The following is a 24,764-nucleotide window of genomic DNA, read 5'->3' as shown; positions in this document are numbered from 1 at the left end:
TATTACAACCCCGGCAAGCAGTATATTGCCATTCCTACCCAAAATTTAACCGACTTTGCCATGTCCGTTGATGGCGGACAGCATTTTATTACAGCCAGAGTATCACCCATGGCAGCGGTACCCGGTGATGAAGTCGATTTCTTTATTGGTGTTGATGATTCGCCCATTGAGGACATTTTTTTTGATCCAATAAAAGGTGATATACCGCTTACTATCTCAGGCAATACCGGCTATTTTGTGTTAAAAAATGGCGAGGTAATATTTGGCGCATCTTATCGTTATAACAAAATTGATTACGGACTTGGGTTAAAAGAATACCCAATATATTATCCTTCCGCAGCTTTTTCTGATGAACGGATTAGAGACGGCTCTAATTTTGGTGCCTATGATAGGCTTCTAGATAATCAAGAATATAAAAATCGGGTTGAGTCAATGAAACATATCCAACCCGAACCTTACCAAGGGTGGGATAAAATTCGTTGCGAAGTCGGGGCGGAAAAATAGCCATGTTAAGTATTGCCCTTATGTCCCCCCTTACAGGGGGCAGGATTTTTGCTAACACCCTGTTTAAACCTTGTCAGTTAGCAACTAACTATTTAATTCCACGGGTTATTATTGACTTATAGAACAGAGACATAAAAAAGGAGGCTTAAGCCTCCTAAACTTGTTGGATATATATTCTAGTTATAATGAGTAGAAATGAATACTATTATCTGTTTTCACTCGACTATTTCATTTGAAACAGTGACATGCTTTGCATACTCATAAAAGTATACTGTGCTGCTTGTAAGTTAGCTTGAAGCATAACGTATTCTGAAATGGCATCGTACCAATCTACATCTTCAAGTTGGCTAATTTGCGTTTCAAACTCAATATCTAGCGTTTTACCCAGTGTTGTTAATCTTTCGACTTCTTGTAATACTGTTCCGCCTTTTGCTCTAAGGGTCGAAACATTATCAAATGAGTTATCAACACCACAACTTGCTTTAGATAAGCCTTCACGATATTGCTTAATGGTATCTTCATTGTTGTCATCTAAATCGAGCTTTAACGCGTCAAGCGCATAATCGATACTCGCAAATAGATTACTTTCTGCTGGCGAACCGTCTGGCAACTTAACGGTAGAGCCTGTCATAAAGGCTTCAAGACCGGTAAAACTGAGTGGGACTTCGCGTGAATCATCAATAAAAATATTAATTGTGGTGGTACCACCGACATAACTCACTTCGCCAGATTCACTAACCACAAAAGGGGGCGTATCATTTTTATTACCGGCAAACAGATAATTGCCGTTAGTGTCTTTTGAATTGGCTAAAGCGACAAGCTGATCTTTTAAACCTTGTAATTTATTTGCCAAATCACGTCGATTTTCATCATTTAATGTTTCATTACCGGCATAAACCAATGTTTCTTGAATACTTTGTATGACGGTATTAACTTCTTTTAAGATAGTATCTTGACGACTAAGTGACTTATCGGTACTTTCACGCGCGGCTTGAAATTGGTCGTTTCGAGATTGCGCTTGTTTTAATATTAATGATTGTGATGCGCCCATAGGATCATCAGAAGGCGATAAAATCTTTTTACCCGTTGCTAAATGTAATCCCGATTTTTGCCATTTATTGTTGGTGTTTAAAATACTATTTAAATTTTTTTGATACATTGAATTGGTACTTACACGCATTTTTTATCCTTTTATCACTTCGCTAAACCTAAAATAGTGTCAAATAGCGTTGTTGCAGCATCAATAACTTTTGCATTTGCTTGATAATACTGCATATAAACTTGCATAGAGATATACTCTTCTTCAATATTTACGCCCGATATTGATTGATTTTGTTCGTCAATCTGCTGCGTTATATTTTGGCTTGATTGTGCCGAAATTTTAGCGGTTTGAGTTTCACTACCAATATAGTTAACTAACGTGCTATAAGCGCTGCTTAAGGTCGTTGTACCGTTAATTAATTTTTCATTTTGTATGTCTAATAATTTGCTCACATTGCGGTTATCACCCGCACCGTTTTCTTCATCATTAATTCCGGTTGCCAATTTGTTCACATCTGTCACTAACAACGCTAATGACGATGCGATATCAGCAACAGGTTTAATTAAAAACGAATCCCCTTTCACCGCATTACCCGTTATTTCAATTGATAAACCATCAAACATTAGTTTGCCATCTTCAATTTGAGGGGTAATAGTTTGATGATCAGACAGTCTTGTCACAACCCAATCAGTACCATTAAATTCAATTTTATAATCCGAGGCTTTAACTTCGGTGACTGAATCAAAATTGATTTTAGCGGTAGCATTACCTTGATTTTTAGCATTGGTGATACTACTTGGTTGACGGTAATCAAACATTTTTTCACCGGCATGACCATTGATATCCACGCCAGACATATGTACTTCATTGAAACGCTCAGCTAAATTAAGTGCAATTAAGCCCAATTGGTTGCGAGCTTGAGAGAGTGGTCCATCACGAAAAGTTAATAATCCATTTAATCGGCCTGATGCGATATTTTGACTTGTCAGTTCTTGAGTCGCACCAGAATTATGCGTGTAAACAATTGTATTTATTGCAGGATCTTGTTGTGACGGTTGAACAGATAGTAAGTTCACCGACGATCCCTGCACTAAACTTAAACCGTTAGCTAACGACAGATTATATTGTCCATTTTGCTCCGTCACGGTAATTCCTATAATTTCGCTCAATTCATTGACCAGCTGATCACGCTGATCAAGCAAGGCATTAGGTTCATTACCACCACTCACGGCCTGTAATTTTGAAATTTTTTGATTTAATTCGGCAATTTGCTCTAAATAAGTATTAACCTGAGCGACATTATTCGTTAATTCAGTATTGATATTGGCAATTTGATTTTTAAGATTATTTTCGGTTTTATTAAATTGTCCAACCAACGACGTCAAATTACTGATAACCGATTGTTTTGTCGAGGCATCACCCGCATTTGACGTAAGCTTATTTAAGCTAGAAAAAAGATTATTAATTTGCGATGAAATGCTGTTTTCATTTTCAGCTAAAAGATTATCAACTTTTGATAATTCATTATAATATGATTTAATCGATCCATTTTGTGATTGCGATTGTCGCAATTGCCCAACAACAAATTGGTTAAATGCACGATTTACCGCTGTCACTGAAACCCCATTACCGACAAAACCAAAATGATGATGAGTACCATTTGCCTGCGTTAATATCTGTTGTTGGCGATTATAGCCTGCGGTGTGGGCATTACTGATATTATTGCTAATTACATTAAGCATATTTTGCGCTGCATTTAATCCACTAATTCCAGTATTCATCAATGAATTTGCCATTAAAAAACTCCTTAATATAACTTAGTTAATAACATCATGATTATTTGTAAACTTAATTTTTATATCGGCACAATTCATTAAAGCTTTAATCATTTTTGCTATTTTTTTTGAATTTTTATTTTTTTATTTTCAATTCAGTAGATTTTTTTTGATTCATGCCTTTCATAATATAACGATAGGATTAATTTTGTTTAACTGGCTTAGCCTGTTTTAAAAAATCAATGCCAGTCATATTGTTTTCATCCTCAATATATTGTTGTGCCGATTTATTTAAAATTAAAATACTGATTCGTCGATTGGCATCTTTACTATAATGTGGATTGTTTAATCCCACGGTATCAGCAAGCGCAACAATACGAATAATTTTATTTTTATCTAATCCACCTGCAATAAGTTCTCGTCTTGATGAATTGGCTCGGTCAGCTGATAACTCCCAATTACTATAACCTCTATCACCAGTGACATATTGACGTTCATCGGTATGACCCGATAAGGTTATTTTATTAGGTAATGAATTTAAAATAGGTGCTAAGGCATGCAAAATGCTTTGCATATCAGGATGTATAACCGCACTGCCTACATTGAACATCGGTTTATCATCTGATGCCAGAATTTGAATACGTAACCCCATTTCAGTGAGTTCAATAATTAAATTAGGTGCTAATTTTTTTAGACGAGGATCGAGTTCAAACATTTCAAAAATTTTGCGTGCTGTTTCAATCAACTGAATTTTTTCAAGTTGTTTTTTTTCAAATTCGCTTTGTTGCTGTTGATTGGCAATATCGTTTTTTTCTTCACCCAGTTGCTGAGTAACATCATCACCACCGCCAGGTATCGGGCTTTCACTATCACTGATATTTTGACCGCCATTTTGCCCCATAAGTAACGGTGTTCTAAAATATTCAGCAATTCCTTGTAGTTCCTGCGGCGTTGATTTTGCGATTAACCACATAACTAAAAACAGCGCCATCATGGCGGTCATAAAGTCAGCATAAGCGATTTTCCACGAACCACCATGATGCCCTTCTCCATGCCCTGACTTTTTGCGAGTAATAATTCTTATTGAGTTATCTTTCATTGTTAATTATTTTCGGTTGAGTTGGCATTTTTATCTTTCACGTCTTGAATATATTTTTCCAATTCAAAGAAAGATGGTCGTTCATCAGAAAATATCATTTTGCGACCAAATTCAATGCAAATTTGTGGCGCATAATCATGCATACTGGCGATCAATATCACTTTGGTACATTCAAGAGTTTTGACCGTGTCTGAATTTCGTTGCTTTAACAATGCAGCTAAAGGCGAAACAAAACCATAAGCCAATAAAATACCTAAAAACGTTCCTACCATCGCATGTGCTATCAGTTCACCCAGTTCGCTTGCTGGTCTATCGGCTTGAGCTAGAGTGTTAATGACCCCCATAACGGCAGCAACAATACCAAAAGCAGGTAAACCATCACCAATACTTGAAATCGCACTAACCGGTTTTTCAAGTTCATGTTCATAAGTTTCAATTTCTTCACTCATTAGGGCTTCGATTTCATAAACATCCATATTGCCACTAATCATCAGACGCAAGTAATCAGTGATAAAATCTAAAATTCGAGGATTGGCTAAAATAAGCGGATATTGCTTAAACAATTCACTTTCATGTGGATTATCAATATCTCCTTCTATCGATAGTGCGCCACTTTGACGGATTTTAGTTAAAATGGTGTACATTAAATTAATTAGCGTTAAATATAATGCTTTATTGTATTTGGATGATTTAAATAACTGCCCTAATGCTTTGAGCGTTTTTTTGATCACTTTTTTTTCATTACTGACAATAAAAGCGCCGATAGCCGTACCACCAATAATCAAAAATTCTAATGGCTGAAAAAGTACTGCTAAATAACCACCACTAAGTACATAACCTAATAAAGCAGAGGCAATAACAACAATATATCCTATAATGATTAGCATTGGCTTTCTTCTTTCTCCATAAAATAACAGTAAATAGGACTGATATTCCTAATATTTATTTAACTTGCTAACTGCTTTGCAACCTCTGAATTAAAACCATGAGCGACAGATAGCACTTGCAAACATTTAGCCTGATTTTCTTGATGTGTCTTATGATTTTTTTCTGCCCGTGATGGTGGTTGACATAAGCTACAAACAAAACTGTTGTGTGGTTGGTATGCATGCGTGATAAAACGCCCCTTACACTCTTTACAGCATGATTGTTGCATCACTTTACTTTCAACAAATTTAACTAATATCCAAGCTCGAGTTAATCCTAATACTGGTTCTTCGTTGTAAGCCGGACATTGTTCAAGATAAAGCTGATAAGCTTTTAAAATCGATTGTATTCCGGGTTTGGTGCCATGTTTCACTAAAAAATGATAAGCATTATAAAAAATACTTGAGTGGATATTCGGTTCCCATGTCATAAACCATGTTGTTGAAAACGGTAACAATCCTTTCGGTGGCGGGCAACCTTGAATTTCTTTATACAGTTTTATCAACTTACCACGACTAAGATTTGTTTCACTTTCAAGCATTTGAATTCTGGCGCCGAGTGAAATTAAACGAATAGCGAGTTGGACTTCTTTATATGATTGAACGATACTTGTACATCTCATCTTAATTACCTACCTACTTATTGATTGAATCTAACAGTAAACTAGATAAAAGAATCCCTGTATGCATCTGTTTAATATCGCTAATCCGAGAATCTTCAGTTAGTTTTTTAATCATTTCTGAATTTTCAAATCGTAATTGAAATGTTAATTGATTTGTTTCAGATAACACTAACATTTGTGATGTAGTTAAATTACTTATTGCGTCAGCAGTTTCTTCATCAATACCTAATCTAAACATCGCCATCGCTTTGTCTTTTTCAAGCATTCGTTGGCATAACAATAATGTTGAAAGATTTAAATGATGTATACATTTAAGAATATCGTCTTCTAGTATATTACCCAATTTAATCACCAATCCTATTTATTTTATTTCGCAGTAAAAAAACAAAAAACAATCAAAATTTATTATTAACTGTTTTTTTACACATAAAATTACATTTTTAAACGAGAAAGGTCAATAAAAAAATCATTTCAATTTATTTTCGTTTAATTACGCTTTGTTTTACGCAGTTTATTTTTATTTTTCTATGGTTTCACTTTACTTTGTATTCTTTTTATCGCTTGACTATGTAGTTGACTGACTCGTGACTCACTAATATCCATGACTTTTCCAATCTCTTTTAAATTCAGTTCCTCTTGGTAATACAGGGCTAAAATCATTTTTTCTTTTTCGGGTAACTTATCAATTTGTCGAGCGATTTGGTCACGAATTTCGTCATTGATAATAGTCGAAAAAGGATCACTATCTTCACCATGATCGACAATAGCATCGATGTTATCCCCTAATTTTTTCTGCATTTCGTCATAAGAACAGATTTGACTACAATTTGAATCCAACAACGCTTTACGATATTCAGAAATCGATAATTGCAAATATTCTGCAATTTGGTGATCATTGGGCGTGGTACCGAGTTTCTGTTCCAGTTGATTAATGGCTTGAGTAATATCTTTAATCTTTTTCCGAGTTTGTCTTGGTAGCCAATCCCGACTACGGAGTTCATCTAACATTGCCCCTTTTATTCTCGGTATTGCAAAAGTGGCAAACGTATAGCCTTGAGATACATCATAACGCTTTATCGTATCTAACAGGCCGATGTAACCAACTTGCAGTAAATCATCGAGTTCAATTGTGGTAGGCAGACGAACGGCTAATTTTAATGCTTCATTACGAACTAAATGGATATACTGTTGCCAGTCGACTTGATTAATTATGCCTTGCGAGTTATATAAGCTATCATCCATTTTTAGGAGCCAAGGTTAAAAATATGCTTAATACTATTATGTCCTTAACAAATGGATTTAATGTGATGAATAAAGATATAAAAAAGAGGTAATTATGATTATTAGTAATAACGATATCAAAAATACCGTTATTACTATGTTGTACAATTCAATTGAGTAGAATATCAGATAGATTTAACTCTTACTGTAATAAAGAAAGTACAGATTGTGGCACCTGATTTGCTTGTGCTAAAACTGAAGTACCTGCTTGTTGTAAGATTTGACCACGAGTCATGTTTGAAACTTCAGTTGCATAATCCGCATCTTCAATTCGGCTACGTGCAGAACTTAAATTGTTTACTGTGTTGTTGATGTTAGTTACAGTTGATTCAAAACGGTTTTGCACCGCACCTAATTGACCTCGTAATGCATCAATGTTAGATAGCGCTGCATCAAGGGTTTTTAATGGATCGGCAGTTGGTTTATCAGAAACATTGAAACCCGCTAAACCAAGCTCAGTACTGTCGATTTTTTTCAAATTGATTTCAATGGTTTCACCATCGTTTGCACCTACTTGAATTTTAAGGGTTTTATCTTCTGATAATACTTTTGAACCATTGAAATCAGTTTGTTTAGAAACACGGTCGATCTCTTGTAAACGTTGATCGATTTCGTTTTGGATTGATACTAAATCGCTTTGAGAGTTAGTACCATTTGCAGCTTGAACAGTTAACTCACGAATACGTTGTACGTTGTTATTGATTTCGTTTAATGCACCTTCAGTAGTTTGTGCAAGTGAAATACCATCATTAGCATTACGAGCAGCTTGAGTTAAACCACGAATATTTGATGAAAAACGGTTAGCAATAGCTTGACCTGCCGCATCATCTTTTGCGCTGTTAATACGCATACCAGATGATAAACGTTCAATTGCTGTACCTAGAACGCTTTGTGAATTATTCAGGTTATTTTTTGCCATTAAAGACATAGTATTAGTATTAATTACTTGTGCCATTTTTTTATCTCCTTAATATGATTAGTCAAATCAACGGCATATTGAAGCAAGATGTCCAATATATTTGCTGATAATTAACTTATCGGTAGCAAAATAGGAAACTTTAATAATTTTTATTTTTTGTTGTGTTATCAAACTAAAAGTAAACCCCATAGTTAAAATATCTTTTTATAATTCAGTTTATTAAATCAATAAGAAAGATATTTTATTTTTTAATTTTTTTAAAACCAGCAATCAATCACAAATTTCTTCTAAACTTTTTATGCCAAAAGCCGATATAACAGCTAGATAAGTTATGGTTGATAAATAGTGATTAAATAAGGGCAAAAAATTATGGCAATGAGCATTTTAGGGATTGGTTCTGGTATCGATCTTAATGAAGTATTAAGTCAGTTAGAATCCGTTGAAAAAACACGTTTAACCCCGATCACCGCTCAACAAAAAGCGATTAATGCCAAAATCAGTGGCTTCGGTAAGTTAAAAAATGCGTTGAGCTCGTTTAATTCTGCTACAGAAAAACTACAGAAAAAAGAACTTTTTTATAGTCGAGCATCAGCAGGTAATGACAATTATTTTACCACAACAGTCAATAATAAAGCGGCATTAGGTAATTATGCGGTGACTGTTGATCAGTTGGCGACTTCACACAGTATTGCAACATCAGCCATTAATGATAAGAACACAAATTTAGGTAATGACAATGAAACAAGAACCATTACCATTGAACAAGCTAATGGTCAAAAACTTGAAGTTAACCTGTCTAAGGACGAAACATCATTAGAATCCATTGCCAACGCCATTAATAATGCCAAAGTGGTTAATGAAGATGGGACAAGTAGTCATTCAACCATGAGTGCAGCGATTGTTCGCAGTGGTTCAGATAGTTATCAATTAGTTATCACATCGAAAGAAACTGGTGAACAACAAGCCATTACGTCAATTTCTTCCGACGATGAAAAACTCAATAAAATTATTGGATTTAATCATCAGCAACCCGACACAAGTAATATGGTAGAAGTTGCTAAAGCGCAAGATGCTAAATTAACATTTAATGGTGTTGCTATAACAAGTGCTTCAAATACCATTAAAGAAGTGATTGAAGGTGTTGATATCACCTTAAAAGCAACCACCACGACCAGTCAAAATTTAGCTATTACTGCTGATAATGAAAAAGCAGAAACGGCAATAAAAGAATGGGTTGAGGCATTTAATCAATTACAATCAACCATTTCAAGCCTGACTCAATTTACCGCTAAAGAGACCAATTCTGACGAGTTAAGCAACAATAATGGTCCACTAATTGGTGATTCTACGCTACGTAATATCGATCAAAGTATTCGTTCAATCTTTGCTAAGGGTCAATCAGGTGAATTTTCTGTTCTTGCCCAAATTGGCGTTAACATGGATAACAAAGGTTCACTTACTATCAATGAAAATCAATTAAAAAAAGCGCTAAGTGAAAATAGTGATGCTGTTGCTACGTTATTTACCGGTGACGGTGAGACCACCGGTATTGCTAATGAAGTATTTAATAAAGTCAGTGGATTTATAGATAGTGAAGGCATGATTGATTCAGCCACCACAGGATTAAATTCAACATTGAAATCGTTAGATAAACGATATGAACAAGTGAACAATTCAATTGAGCAAACCGTCGAACGCTATCGAGTCCAATTTACTAAATTAGATGTTTTAATTAGTTCATTAGACAGTATGAGTAATTATTTAACAACCCAATTCGAAATGATGGCAAACATGAAAAAATAAGGATTAACAATAATGTATAAATTAGGATCTCAAGCTTATGAGCAAGTTAATTTAGAAACATGTGTGAGCCAAGCCTCACCACATCAATTGATCGTATTGCTCTATGATGGCGCACTAAATGCGATCAAACTTGCCAAATTATACATTCAGAAAGGAAACATAGCAGGTAAAGGAATGGCGATATCAAAAGCAATCAATATCATTGATAACGGACTAAAAAGCTGTTTAGATTTAGAAAAAGGAGGCGAAATTGCCGAAAATTTAGAGCGCTTGTATCACTATATCAGCCAACAATTAGTACTGGCTAATTTATATAACGATCAAGATAAGCTACAAAACTGTTTTGACCTACTCAACAATATTGCTGAATCTTGGCGTGAAATTGCAAAATAAAAAAAGAGATGGTTATGAAAGGAACAACATTATTAAAACACTATGAACAACTTGATTATGTGACAGAACAAATGTTAATCAGCGCACATAAGGAAGATTGGAATACGTTACTGAGTTGGCAAAATCAATACTCACAATTATCTGAAAATATTATAGAACTTGACGGTACCTTAACTACCGAACACGTCCCCACGCAATGTAAAGATAGAGTACGAATGTATATTCAAAATATCTTAAGTTATCAACAGCAAATCAGCCAATTAGTTACCACACGGCATGCTGAATTAGGGGAATTAATCGGAGAAAAAGTCCGTCAACAGAGTAAAATTGAAAATTACCAACACGTCGCTAACTTAATTTAACAGATAAATTTTATTAAATATTTGCTAAGTGCAAGATTGAAAATATTGACTAGACATTAACGATCTTGCACTTATATCAATGTTTAATGCATATTAAACATTCATATTCATGATTTCTTGATAAGCCGCAACAAGTTTGTTACGAACTTGAATACCAAATTGAAGTGAAACCGTCGATTTTTGCATATTCACCATAACTTCATTTAAGGCAATATTGGGTTCACCCAGTTCAAACGCTTTTGCTTGATTTTGAGCCTGTATTTGCGTTTGGCTAATAGAATCCAACGCCATTTTTAGTTCAGTGGCAAAACCGGATTGATTGGAAATTGATTGTTTTTTTTCAAGCAGATTGGGGGATTTTATCGATGAGAGAACGCTATTGTCAAAATTATTTAAAGTATTCATGTGGTTAAAATTTTAATCTTATTTAAATTGCTCAACTAATCCTCAATTTACCATACAACAAAAAATTTAAATGCCACAAGTAAGGGGAAAATCCTTTTCTTTTTTAGCTATTGATTTTTCTAAATACACAGATAATAAACTCTAGAATTCATCTAATTAGTTTAGAATTAGGATATTTATGACTAGCCAAACTGTCGGTAAAAAAGGCGAATCAATATTAAATAAGTTACCTTTTATCAATCAATTAAAACAAAATCCAAAAATGCTGCTACTTATTGCCGGCGTGGTGATATTAGCCATCTTAAGTATGACTTACTTATGGATGAAAAATGACGATTATGGGGTTTTGTTTAGTAATGTAAGCGACAAAGATGGCGGTGAAATCATTAGTCAATTGGATAAGATGAATATTCCTTATAAATTCACATCATCTGGTTCAACCATCTTAATTCCTGAAGAAAAAGTTTACGATACGCGTTTACGCATTGCTCAACTTGGATTACCAAAAGGGGGCGCCGTTGGCTTTGAATTGCTTGATAAAGAAAGTTTTGGGATGAGCCAATTTAACGAGCAGATCAATTATCAACGTGCTTTAGAAGGTGAACTATCCCGAACAATTTCAATCATTAGTAGTATTGATGATGCCAGAGTGCATTTAGCTATGCCTAAACCCTCATTATTTGTCAGAGAACGAAAATTTCCTTCAGCTTCTGTCGCATTAACCTTATTACCTGGTCGTAGTCTATCACAACGTCAAATTGATGCCATTATTCACCTTATTTCAAGTAGTGTACCTGAATTACAAGCCGATAAAGTTACCATTATCGATCAGAAAGGTAATTTACTCACCGGTGAAAATTATCGAGATAAAACATTTAATATTGCTCATTTAGAATTTAATGAACGCATTGAAAATAGCGTTCGTGAGCGTGTGGAAAAAATTATTATTCCGATTTTAGGTAAAAAAAATGTCATGGTACAAGTCAATGCTGATATTGACTTTAGTCGACAAGAAACGACATCGGAAACCTTTGATCCAAATAGTGATATCGCTAACCAAACTATTCGCAGCAAACAGCGAATCGAAAATCGTCAAGTGGGTAATAATGCGGGCATAGGCGGCGTCCCCGGTGCACTATCTAATCAACCTGCGCCAACCGCAAGTGCATCAATTGATGAACAACCTGAATCAAAAGAACAAGATGAGAAACAAAAAATCTATAATTTACAGTCAAATAATACTTTAAATTACGAAGTTAACCGGCAAGTTGTTCACAGTAAGATACCCGAGGGCAGAATCAAACGTTTATCGGTTGCCGTGTTAGTCAATTATAAATATGTCGATCCAGATGCTAATCATTCAGATTCCGATGTGAATAATGTGTCTGCAACATCTGAAACAGACGAAAAAACAAATGAAGCCAACAACAATACGCCACAATGGGTCAAACTGGATAATGAAGAGCTAAAAAATATTGAAGCGTTAGCTCGTCAAGCAATGGGATATTCAGATTTACGCGGCGATACCTTAACTGTAGCTAATTTAAAATTTAGTGATCAACTTGATGATGAAAATGACGGATTGGCATTTTGGGAAACTCACCAATTTTATGAAAACACTAAAACAGGCATTAAATATCTGATCTATATTTTCATTGCGTGGATAATTTGGCGCAAAGTATTACGTAATGTTTGGATGAAGTTACAACGACAATACTTCAGTACGCCAGATAATACATCAGATACCCAAACAAGTATTGATGAAAAATTAGATTACAAAGCGCACAGTAAACAACAGCAGAAGATATTTGAAGATAATATGCAACAACAGCAGTACATCCGTAAAATTGTTGAGAAGGATCCACGTGTTATGGCGTTAATTATTCGCAGCTGGATCAGTAAAGAGGACAGCAACGAATGAATTTAAATGAATCACAAAAAGCCGCAACAGTTTTAATGGTGTTAGGTGAAGAAATCGCTGCACAAGTGATGCAATATCTCAATCCTAAAGAGGTGCAACAAATCAGTAGTGCGATGATGTCTTTGCCACAGCTTTCACAAGAACAGTTAAAAGGTATTCTTAATGAATGCCAAAAAACACTAGAAGAGTGTGCGGTACTTAATACAGATACCAATGGCTACTTACGTTCAGTATTAGAAAAATCTATTGGTAGTGAAAAAGCTGGTCGTTTACTCGATGAGCTGTTAGGAAAAGATATTGAAGAAGCCACCGACGGTCTTGAAATGCTTAATTTTGTTGATGCTGCTCGAGCTGTTGATTTGGTTAAAAAAGAACATCCACAAATTATTGCCACTATTTTAGTCCATTTACACCGAGATTTAGCGGCGGAAATTCTTAATCTATTCGATGACGATTTACGTAATGATGTGATGTTACGTATTGCCACTTTTGGTGGTGTTGAACCGTCAGCACTCCGATTATTATCTACGTCATTATCAACATTATTACACGGACAAAATATTAAACTTAATAACTTAGGCGGAATCAGAACCGCAGCCGAAATCATTAACTTAATGAAGAGCCAACAAGAAGAGCTGGTTATCAACGCATTACGCGATTACGACAATGAACTTGCACAGAAAATTATTGATGAAATGTTCTTGTTTGAAAATCTGGTTGAAGTGGATGATAGAAGCATCCAACGTCTACTTAAAGATGTCGATAACGAGACGCTCATTATTGCATTAAAAGGTGCTTCAATTGCATTACGTGACAAATTACTTAGCAACATGTCACAACGCGCAGCCTCTATTTTACGTGAAGATCTTGAAAACAGACCGCCGGTGCGCTTATCACAAGTGGAAACGGAGCAGAAGAAAATCTTGGTTATTGCGCGTCGCTTAGCTGAAACCGGTGAAGTTATCTTAAGTAGCGGTGATGACGAATATGTGTAATAGTTCAGATAAATTAAGCTGGGAACCGCTCTGTTTTCAGGATTTATCGTCATCAGACTTTTCACCATTAACACAACAATCTATGTCTACTCAGGTTGACGAAGTAGAAAGTGAGCCTGAGCCAGAACACATAGATGTTGTACCGGCTCCCTCTATCAGTGAAGAAGAGTTAGAACTGTTAAAGCAAGAAGCAAAATCACAAGCCTATCAAGAAGGATTCGAACAAGGTCATAAAGAGGGCTTTGAGAATGGCAAACAATCTGGGTATGACCAAGGATATTTAGTTGGTCAACAGCAAGGTCGTGAACAGATTGAACAACAACTTGATGATGAAAAAAAACAAGCTGTTCAAGCTATCACACACTTAATCAACAATTTTGAGCAATCCATTAAAGAGATTGACGAATTAATTGTGCCTCAATTATTTGATTTAGCATTAGTTGCAGCACAAAAAACGGTTGGTAGCCTATCTAAAGTTAAACAAAAGCAATTAATGCACACGATTAATCAATTAGTTGAACAATGTTCTATGTTATCTGATCCAATCGTATTACACCTTAACCCTGCTGATTTACGCTGGTTAGAACCGATGTTAAATGATGATATTAATCTACACCAATGGCAATTTGTTGCTGATGCAAATGTTGAAGAAGGCGGATGTAAATTATTGACAGATACCAACGAAGTGAATAGCAATATTAATCAACATTGGCAAATGATGTCTGATCACTTACAAGGCGAGAACCATTAACGTGCGATACTCAAGTCAATGGTCAACCAAACTCCTTCAAGCAACAAAGCAGCTTAAAGATTTATCATTGATTCGTCATTATGGTCGATTAGTAAAAGCGTCTGGGCTAGTCCTTGAAGCAGTGGGATTAAAATTACCATTAGGCTCCAACTGTTATATTGAAAGACAGTGCCAAGGTCATATCGATGCCGTTGAATGCGAAGTGGTAGGGTTTAATGCACATACACTTTACCTAATGCCATTCGAATCCACTGACGGTATTTTACTGGGCGCAAGAGTGTACACCGCACAATACGATTTAGCCCATTTTAGTCACAAATTATTACCGGTTGGTATGACGTTATTGGGGCGAGTTGTTGACGCAATGGGAAAACCGCTAGACGGAAAACCCTTACCGGAAAATGTCGAGTATCAAGGCTTATCGAGTAAAACACTCAATCCATTACAACGTACGCCCATTCATCAAGTGCTCGATGTAGGGGTTAGAGCAATCAATGCTCTACTCACCGTTGGGCAAGGACAGCGAATGGGGTTATTTGCCGGTTCGGGCGTCGGTAAAAGTGTGTTACTCGGTATGATGGCACGCTACACCCAAGCAGATGTTATTGTCGTTGGTTTAATCGGCGAACGGGGACGAGAAGTTAAAGACTTTATCGAAAATATTTTAGGCGAAGAAGGACTGTCACGCGCTGTCGTGGTAGCAGCGCCTGCGGATGTATCACCATTATTACGTTTACAAGGGGCGACTTACGCCACCAAAATTGCGGAATCTTTTCGTGAACAAGGGTTAAATGTCCTTTTAATTATGGATTCGCTCACTCGCTATGCAATGGCGCAGCGTGAAATTGCCTTAGCTATCGGTGAGCCACCAGCGACGAAAGGTTATCCCCCTTCGGTATTTGCTAAATTACCCGCTCTGGTTGAAAGAGCCGGTAATGATAATCATGGTAAAGGCGCAATTACCGCATTTTATACCGTTTTAACCGAAGGAGATGATCAACAAGATCCGATTGCTGATTCAGCCCGGGCTATTTTAGACGGGCACATCGTACTTTCACGCTCACTTGCTGAATCGGGTCATTATCCAGCTATTGATATAGAAGCCTCCATTAGCCGTGTTATGACGGATCTCACCGCGCCTGAAGATGAGAAAAAATCACGTCTGTTCAAACAACTGTTTTCGAGCTTTCAACGTAATCGTGATTTAATCAATGTTGGTGCTTATGTCGCCGGTACTGATCCTTTATTAGATAAAGCAATTACGCTATTTCCGGCTATGCAAACCTTTTTACAGCAAGGGATTAATGAACATTGTAGTTATCAAGAAGCCTATCAACAGCTAGTTGCAATTGTTGATCCTAACGCCATGGGATCGTAAGGAAGTATCATGAACAATAAAAATTCGACACAACATGCTTTTTTAACCTTAAAACAGTTAGCACAAAAATCGATTGATGATAGTTTAATTCGATTAAAAAAAGCAAACGAAAGTCATCAACAAGCACAATCACAACTTAAGGTACTTAATGATTATTACGCTGAATATCAACAGCAATTAAATAGCGCTTTATCGAATGGTATTAAAGGATGCGAATTAACTAATTTTACCGCATTTATAGCCAATATTGAGCAAGGTATCGAACAACAAAAAAAATTGCTACTCACATTAGCGATTAAACAACAACAGATAACCAACGAACTTAATCAATCCAATAAAAGTTTGAATACCTATACCACGTTATTAGAAAAACAGCACAAAAAGCAATTACAACTTCAAAATCGAATACAGCAAAAAATGACGGATGAATTTGCCCAGCAACAGTTATCAAGGAGAGTATTACATGAATATTAATTTAAATAGTGATATGCAATTAATATCAACGAATCTATCAAAACAACTTGATGAGGAAGCTAATGTGAATGATGCGAATCTTTTTCAGCAGTTATTGGCTGACAATGAAAAGCCGTTATCGCATCCAGAACAGCCAAACAACCTAAATCAAATTGACTATGAGGGATGTGAATTTGATGATCAAAACAATAGTCTTGATGGATTAATCTTCCCTGTTTTCCCTTATGATACCAGTATGATTCAATCAGAAATGCGTGACAAATTACCGGCAAGTCATCTTTCATATCATCTTAATAGTGCAATCACTAACCCCTTAAATGATGCAATCAATAGATTAAATTCTTTCGCATCAGACATCACTGATGACGAGCAACGATTACCCGTTAATAGCCTTGATGAGCGTGAAGCAATAATCGATGAACTTTCATTGCAAAACAATATGGCAATAAAGGGAAGTAACCCACATCATTTTAGTGCGAACTTAAATAACACTGAAATAGCCACTTTGAAAAAGAGTTCAAATCGTCAATTATCAGCCGTCGCAAATAATTGTTTTCCGTTGAATAATGCTAGAGCAGAATTACAAAACCAACAACGTCATGTTTCGATACAGCAGTTCACAAGCGATATGACTATCCATCAAGAGACAGCAATAACCACATCGTCGCATGGACAAGATCCAACAGGAGTAATGTTGACGCCTGCAAAAATCACCACGTCGATAAACTTGCCTGTCGCAGTCACAAATCAACAATGGACGTCATCACTGACTGAGCAGATCATCATGTTTAACCGGCAAGGGATTCAAACGGCGAATATTAAACTTAATCCTCAAGAGCTAGGTTCATTACATATAAAATTGGATATGTTGGAAGATAAAATGAACTTGCATATGATGACTGCTCATGCCGTAGTCAAAAGCGTTTTAGAATCTGCCTTACCCTATTTGAAAAGTTCGCTTGAAGAGCAAGGTATCACACTAGAGCAAGCCGATATTAGTGACTTTTCAATGATGAATGATGCTGATCAGTCGGCGCAATATCAACAAACAAAGAATCGTCAAACACCAATAATTGAACATTCAAACGTCATTGAGGAAATTCATCAACCTAATCAGGTTAGTAATCATTTAGCAAAATCGGGGTTGAGTATATTTGCGTAAAGCTGAGTAAGGCATTGCATTTATTTTTTTAAATGATGAGAGAATAAAAAGGCTGAATAGGTGATATTTTTATCGCCTATTCTTCAAATCAATTCTGTCAGCTTGATCTATTATTCTTGTATTTTTAACCATTCAATTGGTTATTATTTTTCCAAATTTTAACTGAGATAAGAATAAACATGCCAACTTCCAAGAAAAAAGTGAGTATTTTAAACCTAATACTTATTATCATTACAATGTTAGCATTAGCAACAACTGCCTATTTATGGTTCCAAAATCAGTCTAAAAATACAATTAAAGCTAAAGAAGAGCCACCTGTTTTATCACCGGTATTTTTAACACTAAAACCGTTTACAATTTCATTACCAACTTCAGAAGATAGTACAGAAATTAACAAAGTTCTCTATGTTGGTATGGTATTACGTGTTGCTGACGAAGAACAAAAATCTGTGCTATTAGAATATTTACCAGAAGTCAGAAGCGATGTATTACTGTTAACGTCTAAACAATATGTCAATAATTTAAAGCTTGAAACAGGTAAACTTGATTTACAAGAGCAAATCAAAGTCGCTCTATCCAGACAATACGATCCTAAACATTCAGTGAAGGTGGATGAAGTATTGTTTACCGATTTTATCATACGGTGATTATCATGTCGGATAAGCAAGCGCCTACGCGTAATATGAATGAGTCTTCTGATAGCTTACCACCGTCCGAAGACAAACCAATGACAACAAATAAGAAAGATCCTGACAATCATATATCATCAAAAAAAATTGAAGTTAAACCTTATGATTTATCTGTCAAACATAGTTTTATTCCTGAACGTTTAACTGCGTTAGAAATTGTGAATGAGCGCTTTGCTCGTCAATTTAGAATAGGTTTATTTAACTTATTAAGACGAAATACGGATGTCATTGCCTCACCGATTGAACCTCAAACTTTTAAAGAGTTTTCACAGATTTCAGCGGCTAACCATTTAAATCTTGTGCACCTCAATCCATTGCGAGGTTCAAGCTTATTTGCGTTTTCGCCTGAGATTGTTTATACCGTGGTTGATACTTTATTTGGTGGTGATGGCCATGCTTCGCAACTCGATACAGAAGAACGTGAATTTACCCATACCGAACAGCAAATTATTAAACGCGTACTCGAACTAGCGTTAACGTTTTATCAAAATGCCTGGACAGATATATATTCAATTGAAACTGAATACATTCGTTCAGAAATACAGAGCAAATTCACCAATATCACAAGTTCACCGGATGATGTCGTTTTAACATCAAACTTTAAAGTTGAAATTGGTAATTCTAAAACAACATTCAGTATCTGTATTCCTTATTCAATGGTTGAACCCATTAAAGAGTTACTGATAAAACCACCGATTGAGCAACAAACGCATCAAGATGATAACATTTGGATGAGTTCTTTAACCAGTGGCATCAAACAATCTACCGTCGAGTTAGTTGCTAACTTTACGACAATTCAAACAACAGTAGACAAACTACTTGCGCTCAAAGTAGATAATATTTTAGTAATCGAAAAACCAACTCTTCTTGATGTTACTGTCGGGGGTGTACCTATATTAAAAGGTCACTATGGAAAAACCCATAAACAATATGCTATTCAAGTAGAACAAGTAATTAATCCTGTATTAGAACAATTGAATGAAGGGGAATTCAATGACTGATAACAAACAAAATAATGACGAAAACCAAGCGAATGATACGATTAATGATGAACTCATTGCCAAAGAAGCCATTTTTGAAACACTTTCACCTAATCATACAGAAGATAAAAAACAAGATATCAATCTTATTTTAGATATTCCTGTTCATTTAAGTGTCGAACTTGGTCGAACTAAAATGACAATCAAAGATTTACTCAATCTTACTCAAGGATCAGTGATTGCGCTCGACGGACTTGCTGGCGAACCTTTAGATATTTTGATCAATGGTTATTTGATTGCTCAAGGCGAAATTGTCGTTGTTGGTGATAATTACGGTGTCCGTATTACCGATATTATAACTCCTTCCGAGCGTGTGCGCAGACTGAGCCGTTAATGGCGATAAACCTAAAAAATATGACTAAGATCTCAACCTCAAGTATCCACACTATCACGAGCAATACTGTATCGTCATCATCTGAATTAAATCTTTACAGTCAAATGGGCACATCAATTGGCACGGCGCTAATTGGTGTCATTTTTATGATTCTATTGTTAGGTTGGATAGTTAAACGTCTGGGTCATAATAAGAAACGTAATGCATTTATTGATGTTAAAGCAACGCATTGCATTAGTCCAAAAGAACGAATCATGTTAGTTGAGGTGGATAAGCAATTATTGGTTGTCGGTATCACTTCGCATCATATGACGTTGCTACATACCATTGATGAACACCGTGCCGAAAAATTATTATCACAATCAACACCCGTTGCTAAATCAGCTGATAACAATGTGTTCAAGCAAATCTTGCAATCAGCGTTAAAAACGAAAAAGGAGTGATGCCTTGTGCGGTTAAAAATTTTTATATTGCTAACGACATTATTAAGCTTATTGTTTTTTAGCCGATTTTGTTTTGCCGATCCTTCATCACTCCCGTTTATGACTGAAACAATACAAAATGGTGAACATAGTTGGTCATTACCTGTTGAAACATTGGTATTTTTAACGTTACTCACGTTTATACCTGCTATTTTACTTTTGATGACCAGTTTTACCCGAATCATCATTGTATTGGGATTATTACGCAATGCGCTTGGCACGCAATCAGCCCCACCCAACCAAGTTATTTTGGGCATTGCACTATTTATGACATTTTTTATTATGTCACCGGTGATCGATAAAATTTATCAAGATGCTTATATTCCTTATTCACAAAATCAAATCACGATGCAAGAAGGCTTAACAACAGCTGCAAAACCATTACGCGAATTTATGCTAAGCCAAACACGGGAAAATGATCTCGCCTTATTTATGAATATGTCTCATGTCAACGAAGTTGAAACACGAGAACAAGTGCCATTGAATGTACTAGTACCTGCCTTTGTCGTCAGTGAATTAAAAACAGCGTTTCAAATTGGTTTTACGATTTTTATCCCCTTTTTAGTCATTGATTTAGTTGTTGCAAGTACGTTAATGGCATTAGGCATGATGATGGTACCACCTGCAACCGTATCTCTACCATTCAAATTAATGTTGTTTGTTTTAGCGGATGGTTGGCATTTGTTACTAGGTTCACTGGCACAGAGCTTTTTTAGTTGAAAAACATAAATTCAAGATTCTTAAATTAAGGAAAATTATGTCACCTGATTCGATTAGTACGCTTGCTATTCAAGCTGTCAAAGTCGCAGCCTCACTTGCTGGCCCTTTACTTTTAGCTGCATTGGTGACCGGCTTGATTATTAGTTTATTACAAGCTGCAACACAAATTAACGAAATGACCTTATCTTTCATTCCTAAAATTTTAGCGGTAATTGTCGTCTTAATTGTTTTAGGGCCGTCAATGCTATCAACAATGACTGACTATATTAAAATTGTTATTACCAATATTCCAAATCTAACCAGCTAAATTTAATGGAATTTGATATTAATTATCTATTTGATATTGATTTTTTTTCTTGGGTCAAAAACTCGTTTTTACCGTTTGTACGTATTTTAGCACTAATAATGGTCGCTCCCATTACTGGCGAAAAAGAAGTACCTAACCGCGTCAAAATTGGTTTAGCTTTACTCATTGCACTTTTATTACCATTACCCCCGACCGATAAGCCTGTAACACTCTATTCATTAATGGGTATTTGGATGATTGCGCAGCAAGTTATCATCGGTGTATTAATGGGTCTTGCTATGCAACTTGCCTTTATGACCATGAGAGTAGCTGGTGAATTAATTGGTATGCAAATGGGGCTTGGCATGGCTACTTTTTTTGATCCTATTGGTGGGCCATCTACATCGGTATTATCACGTTTCACCAATATCATCGCTTTGTTAATTTTTCTTAGTTTAGATTGTCATTTATGGTTATTGTATGGACTAGCCAATAGTTTTGACATCATTCCAATAACAACTTTGCCGTTAAAAGCAAATGGCGTCCTTACTTTGATTGATATCAGCCGATTACTATTTATTAATGGGATAATGTTAGCATTACCCTTAATGGCTTTGTTGTTAATTATCAATATGGCGTTAGGGCTATTAAATAGAATGACTCCTCAACTATCCATTTTTGTTATTGGTTATCCCCTAACCTTATTATTAGGGTTAATCATGCTCACATATTTAATGTCGATGTTACCCGCTTTTGCCGAATTTGTGTTTGAACAGATATTTGAATATATATCAACAATGCTAATAGCATTAGCCGGTTAAATAATTTAAGCAAAGTATCCTAAAAGGGGCGATAAAACAGTTATTGCATATTGTAATTTATATAGATGAAAGATCGTTCTAAGTAATAAAACTCTCGGAGAGAAACCTTTTGACGGTTGGTTAAATAAAAAATATTTATGCGGTAGTTTAACAAATTGAATCGGTATCTTCAGTTAAATTACCACATAAATTATCATTATTTTTATCTACTTTTAAGCTCTTCTCGAGCCATTTTTTTCATTTTTTGTTCGATTCGTTGACGTTTTAAAGGAGAAAGATAGTCAACAAATAGCTTACCTTTTAAATGATCCATTTCATGTTGAATGCATATCGCAAGAAGTTCATCGGCATCAATTTGGTAAGGGTTTCCATTGCGATCGAGCGCTTTAATCTTAATTTTTTCAGCTCTTGGTACAAATCCTCGACAATCTGGAATGGATAAACAACCTTCTTCTATGCCTGTCTCCCCCTCTTGGCTAATCACTTCTGGGTTAATGATTACATAAACATTGCTACGATCTTCTGTTACATCAATGACAATAATTTGTTCATGCACATTAACTTGAGTGGCGGCAAGTCCAATACCATTATGCTCATACATGGTCTCAATCATATTATCTATAATGGTTTGTAGTTCGGATGTAAATGCTGTCACTGGTTTTGCAACTTTGCGTAATCGCTCATCAGGAAAACGTAATACCGGTAAAATAGCCATAATTTCTTCGATCTACTCCTCAATTGTCAGGTTTTTCAGATTTAAATACATTGTAAACATTTATGATGCTGGTGAATAGCATTTGTTAGCTATTGATAAAATATATCTCACCAATTCACGAAACCACACTTTTATAAAATGATAAAACAATGATGAGTAAATATGAGTTCTTATTACGAATTTCAATGCTGGGACAAGAAAAACGTGCCATTTTTAAAAAAATGAGTCAGTTTTTTAAAAATGGATTGCCAAATACAATCAATAATGTTGCATTTTTTCTCGAAAAGCTTGGATTGAATGAAATGCAACAAGAACGCTTTTTCACTACTTCATACCTTCATTTTGAACCTGTGCTTGATTGGCTCAATAGTGATGGTTTGTCTAAAACGCTTATTACCTATTGTGATCCAGATTATCCACCACTACTCAAACAAATTAGCGCATCGCCTTTATTACTTTTTGTTATGGGGAATAAACAGTTACTGCAAACACCTCAAATTGCCATGGTCGGTAGCCGTCAATTTAGTGAATATGGTGCACAATGGGGACGCTATTTTGCGGGGGAATTGGCAATAAATGGTTTAACAGTAACTAGTGGTTTAGCGTTGGGACTAGATGCAATTTGTCATCGAGGCGCATTAGAGGTATCGGGCGATACTATAGCCGTTTTAGGAAGTGGGCTTGCTAAAATAGCACCGCGATCAAACTTAAAACTTGCCCATGATATTTTGGCACAAAATGGCGCTTTAGTTTCTGAATTTTTGCCCTTTGAAGCAGCAAGATCAGAATATTTTCCAAGACGAAACCGGATAATAAGCGGATTAAGTCTGGGTACTTTTGTGGTTGAAGCCTCAGAAAAAAGTGGTTCATTGATTACCGCCCGTTATGCACTTGAGCAAAACCGTGATGTATTTGCTTTACCCGGTGAAATTAATAACGAAAACAGTCGTGGTACGCATGCTTTAATTCAGCAAGGAGCCTATTTAGTCACAAAACCAACTGATATCTTAGAGCATTATTCTCATTATCTATCAACTATCAAGCCATTAACGTCGCAATCTGTAAAATTCGTTGAAACTATGTTATATCCTGAAATTTTTGCTTTAATTCGTCATCAACCTATTCCGGTTGATATTATTGCTCAACAGTTAAATTTATCGATTCCTGATTTGACAATTAAATTGTTAGATATGGAGCTTGCCGGTTTAATTAAGACGGTAACAGGTGGGTATATTCGTAACGTTACGGTTTAATTTAGTTATATTTTACAGCCATACTATTTTTAGCATCAAACATCCGCCAATTAAGATCAGCGGATGAACACAAGTTATAAGCTATTCTTCGTCGATTTCTAAGGCAATTTCCGACAAAATAATTCCGGTGTTATCGGCATAAACAAAATCACCAGAAAAGAAGGTCACCCCCCCAAAATTGACTCTAATGTCTACTTCGCCAATACCTTGATCTTCTGCACCTACGGGTATCGCCGCTAACGCTTGAATACCAATATCTGCTTCTGCCAGATAATCTACTTGTCGAACCGCGCCATAAACAATGATGCCTTCCCACTGATTTTGAACAGCAATATCAATCAGTTCTGCATCAATCAATGCTCGACGAACCGATCCTCCGCCATCAATAACTAGAATTTTACCTGCACCATTAGATTGCAAGATTTCGTATAATAATCCGTTATCTTCAAAACATTTAACTGTTACGGCTTGACCTGAAAATGATGCAACCCCACCAAAATTAGTGAAAATTGGTTCTACTACGTTAACATCTTCCGGATAATAATCACAAAGAATTGAAGTATCAAACTCCATTGCCAAGCCTCCTTTAGCCTTTATATTTTAGTTTATCT

The 24,764-nt window shown here is 35.7% G+C and carries 29 protein-coding genes; 18 read left to right on the top strand and 11 right to left on the bottom strand.

Annotation, left to right across the window (positions count from 1 at the left end):
* Positions 1-504: hypothetical protein (locus ACGH47_RS09525; protein WP_411623300.1), on the top strand; the 504-nt coding region annotated here is incomplete at its 5' end.
* 223 nt (positions 505-727) lie between these two features.
* On the opposite strand, the gene flgL is transcribed toward ACGH47_RS09525, so the two are convergent.
* The 8 genes from flgL to ACGH47_RS09485 all read right to left on the bottom strand — a co-directional run bounded on the left by flgL (position 728) and on the right by ACGH47_RS09485 (position 8,205).
* Positions 728-1,684 (bottom strand): flagellar hook-associated protein FlgL, encoded by a 957-nt coding sequence (gene flgL, locus ACGH47_RS09520; protein WP_267349934.1) that lies wholly within the window; start codon positions 1,682-1,684, stop codon positions 728-730.
* A gap of 14 nt (positions 1,685-1,698) precedes the next feature.
* On the bottom strand, positions 1,699-3,342 hold the full coding sequence (gene flgK / locus ACGH47_RS09515) for a flagellar hook-associated protein FlgK (RefSeq protein ID WP_411623299.1): 1,644 nt from the start codon (positions 3,340-3,342) through the stop codon (positions 1,699-1,701).
* A gap of 181 nt (positions 3,343-3,523) precedes the next feature.
* Positions 3,524-4,420 carry a flagellar motor protein MotB gene (motB, locus tag ACGH47_RS09510; RefSeq protein ID WP_267360993.1) on the bottom strand — a complete coding sequence of 299 codons (897 nt, stop codon included), beginning with the start codon at positions 4,418-4,420 and terminating at the stop codon, positions 3,524-3,526.
* Positions 4,421-4,422: 2 nt separating this feature from the next.
* Positions 4,423-5,307: a flagellar motor stator protein MotA gene (gene motA, locus ACGH47_RS09505; RefSeq protein ID WP_065558125.1), complete on the bottom strand. Its 885-nt coding sequence runs from the start codon at positions 5,305-5,307 to the stop codon at positions 4,423-4,425.
* 59 nt (positions 5,308-5,366) lie between these two features.
* A complete protein-coding gene (gene flhC / locus ACGH47_RS09500) occupies positions 5,367-5,969 on the bottom strand; it encodes a flagellar transcriptional regulator FlhC (protein WP_065558124.1) in 603 nt (200 codons plus the stop codon).
* Between the two features lie 13 nt (positions 5,970-5,982).
* Positions 5,983-6,303, bottom strand: a complete 321-nt coding sequence (gene flhD / locus ACGH47_RS09495; RefSeq protein WP_411590504.1) for a flagellar transcriptional regulator FlhD — start codon at positions 6,301-6,303, stop codon at positions 5,983-5,985.
* Between the two features lie 191 nt (positions 6,304-6,494).
* Positions 6,495-7,211, bottom strand: a complete 717-nt coding sequence (locus ACGH47_RS09490) for an RNA polymerase sigma factor FliA (RefSeq protein ID WP_267349942.1) — start codon at positions 7,209-7,211, stop codon at positions 6,495-6,497.
* 181 nt (positions 7,212-7,392) lie between these two features.
* On the bottom strand, positions 7,393-8,205 hold the full coding sequence (locus tag ACGH47_RS09485) for a flagellin (RefSeq protein ID WP_267349944.1): 813 nt from the start codon (positions 8,203-8,205) through the stop codon (positions 7,393-7,395).
* A 333-nt stretch (positions 8,206-8,538) separates the two neighbouring features.
* On the opposite strand from ACGH47_RS09485, the gene fliD reads away from it, so the two are divergent.
* The 3 genes from fliD to fliT are packed head-to-tail and all read left to right on the top strand — an operon-like array spanning position 8,539 to position 10,727.
* Positions 8,539-9,972 carry a flagellar filament capping protein FliD gene (gene fliD, locus ACGH47_RS09480; protein WP_411623298.1) on the top strand — a complete coding sequence of 478 codons (1,434 nt, stop codon included), beginning with the start codon at positions 8,539-8,541 and terminating at the stop codon, positions 9,970-9,972.
* Between the two features lie 12 nt (positions 9,973-9,984).
* On the top strand, positions 9,985-10,365 hold the full coding sequence (fliS, locus tag ACGH47_RS09475) for a flagellar export chaperone FliS (protein WP_411623297.1): 381 nt from the start codon (positions 9,985-9,987) through the stop codon (positions 10,363-10,365).
* Between the two features lie 14 nt (positions 10,366-10,379).
* Positions 10,380-10,727 (top strand): flagellar protein FliT, encoded by a 348-nt coding sequence (gene fliT / locus ACGH47_RS09470; protein WP_267349948.1) that lies wholly within the window; start codon positions 10,380-10,382, stop codon positions 10,725-10,727.
* Positions 10,728-10,820: 93 nt separating this feature from the next.
* On the opposite strand, the gene fliE is transcribed toward fliT, so the two are convergent.
* Positions 10,821-11,132: a flagellar hook-basal body complex protein FliE gene (gene fliE, locus ACGH47_RS09465; RefSeq protein WP_267378490.1), complete on the bottom strand. Its 312-nt coding sequence runs from the start codon at positions 11,130-11,132 to the stop codon at positions 10,821-10,823.
* Positions 11,133-11,310: 178 nt separating this feature from the next.
* Between fliE and fliF the strand changes: the two genes are divergently transcribed.
* The 13 genes from fliF to fliR all read left to right on the top strand — a co-directional run bounded on the left by fliF (position 11,311) and on the right by fliR (position 22,185).
* Positions 11,311-13,053: a flagellar basal-body MS-ring/collar protein FliF gene (gene fliF / locus ACGH47_RS09460; RefSeq protein ID WP_267378488.1), complete on the top strand. Its 1,743-nt coding sequence runs from the start codon at positions 11,311-11,313 to the stop codon at positions 13,051-13,053.
* On the top strand, positions 13,050-14,048 hold the full coding sequence (gene fliG / locus ACGH47_RS09455) for a flagellar motor switch protein FliG (RefSeq protein WP_220216119.1): 999 nt from the start codon (positions 13,050-13,052) through the stop codon (positions 14,046-14,048). Before fliF ends, fliG begins: the two co-directional genes overlap by 4 nt.
* Complete coding sequence (locus ACGH47_RS09450) at positions 14,032-14,799, top strand: flagellar assembly protein FliH (protein ID WP_411623296.1); 768 nt, start codon at positions 14,032-14,034, stop codon at positions 14,797-14,799. Before fliG ends, ACGH47_RS09450 begins: the two co-directional genes overlap by 17 nt.
* Positions 14,795-16,177: a flagellar protein export ATPase FliI gene (gene fliI / locus ACGH47_RS09445; protein ID WP_370632185.1), complete on the top strand. Its 1,383-nt coding sequence runs from the start codon at positions 14,795-14,797 to the stop codon at positions 16,175-16,177. The genes ACGH47_RS09450 and fliI overlap by 5 nt, the downstream gene beginning before the upstream one ends.
* 9 nt (positions 16,178-16,186) lie before the next feature.
* Positions 16,187-16,651: a flagellar export protein FliJ gene (gene fliJ, locus ACGH47_RS09440; protein WP_267349957.1), complete on the top strand. Its 465-nt coding sequence runs from the start codon at positions 16,187-16,189 to the stop codon at positions 16,649-16,651.
* Positions 16,641-17,813: a flagellar hook-length control protein FliK gene (locus ACGH47_RS09435; RefSeq protein ID WP_411623295.1), complete on the top strand. Its 1,173-nt coding sequence runs from the start codon at positions 16,641-16,643 to the stop codon at positions 17,811-17,813. The genes fliJ and ACGH47_RS09435 overlap by 11 nt, the downstream gene beginning before the upstream one ends.
* A gap of 179 nt (positions 17,814-17,992) precedes the next feature.
* Positions 17,993-18,460: a flagellar basal body-associated FliL family protein gene (locus ACGH47_RS09430; RefSeq protein ID WP_267349961.1), complete on the top strand. Its 468-nt coding sequence runs from the start codon at positions 17,993-17,995 to the stop codon at positions 18,458-18,460.
* Positions 18,461-18,465: 5 nt separating this feature from the next.
* Positions 18,466-19,503 (top strand): flagellar motor switch protein FliM, encoded by a 1,038-nt coding sequence (gene fliM, locus ACGH47_RS09425; protein WP_411623294.1) that lies wholly within the window; start codon positions 18,466-18,468, stop codon positions 19,501-19,503.
* Positions 19,496-19,876 carry a flagellar motor switch protein FliN gene (gene fliN / locus ACGH47_RS09420; protein ID WP_267349965.1) on the top strand — a complete coding sequence of 127 codons (381 nt, stop codon included), beginning with the start codon at positions 19,496-19,498 and terminating at the stop codon, positions 19,874-19,876. The genes fliM and fliN overlap by 8 nt, the downstream gene beginning before the upstream one ends.
* Positions 19,876-20,319 carry a flagellar biosynthetic protein FliO gene (gene fliO / locus ACGH47_RS09415; RefSeq protein ID WP_411623293.1) on the top strand — a complete coding sequence of 148 codons (444 nt, stop codon included), beginning with the start codon at positions 19,876-19,878 and terminating at the stop codon, positions 20,317-20,319. The genes fliN and fliO overlap by 1 nt, the downstream gene beginning before the upstream one ends.
* A gap of 6 nt (positions 20,320-20,325) precedes the next feature.
* On the top strand, positions 20,326-21,078 hold the full coding sequence (fliP, locus tag ACGH47_RS09410) for a flagellar type III secretion system pore protein FliP (protein WP_324101200.1): 753 nt from the start codon (positions 20,326-20,328) through the stop codon (positions 21,076-21,078).
* A gap of 37 nt (positions 21,079-21,115) precedes the next feature.
* Positions 21,116-21,385, top strand: a complete 270-nt coding sequence (gene fliQ, locus ACGH47_RS09405; protein WP_065558107.1) for a flagellar biosynthesis protein FliQ — start codon at positions 21,116-21,118, stop codon at positions 21,383-21,385.
* A gap of 5 nt (positions 21,386-21,390) precedes the next feature.
* On the top strand, positions 21,391-22,185 hold the full coding sequence (gene fliR, locus ACGH47_RS09400) for a flagellar biosynthetic protein FliR (protein ID WP_411623292.1): 795 nt from the start codon (positions 21,391-21,393) through the stop codon (positions 22,183-22,185).
* A 202-nt stretch (positions 22,186-22,387) separates the two neighbouring features.
* Here the strand turns inward: fliR and def are convergent, their stop codons facing one another.
* Entirely contained in the window at positions 22,388-22,900 is a 513-nt protein-coding gene (gene def / locus ACGH47_RS09395; RefSeq protein ID WP_411623291.1) for a peptide deformylase, read from the bottom strand.
* A 149-nt stretch (positions 22,901-23,049) separates the two neighbouring features.
* On the opposite strand from def, the gene dprA reads away from it, so the two are divergent.
* Positions 23,050-24,153: a DNA-processing protein DprA gene (gene dprA / locus ACGH47_RS09390; RefSeq protein WP_411623290.1), complete on the top strand. Its 1,104-nt coding sequence runs from the start codon at positions 23,050-23,052 to the stop codon at positions 24,151-24,153.
* Between the two features lie 81 nt (positions 24,154-24,234).
* On the opposite strand, the gene rraA is transcribed toward dprA, so the two are convergent.
* Positions 24,235-24,726 (bottom strand): ribonuclease E activity regulator RraA, encoded by a 492-nt coding sequence (rraA, locus tag ACGH47_RS09385; protein ID WP_065558104.1) that lies wholly within the window; start codon positions 24,724-24,726, stop codon positions 24,235-24,237.
* Between the last annotated feature and the right edge of the window lie 38 nt (positions 24,727-24,764).

It is taken from the genome of Gilliamella sp. CG16 (assembly GCF_046635785.1).
GTDB lineage: Bacteria > Pseudomonadota > Gammaproteobacteria > Enterobacterales > Orbaceae > Gilliamella > Gilliamella apicola_I.
Note: the sequence above shows the minus strand (reverse complement) of the source record. Positions and strands in the feature narration are given on the sequence as shown.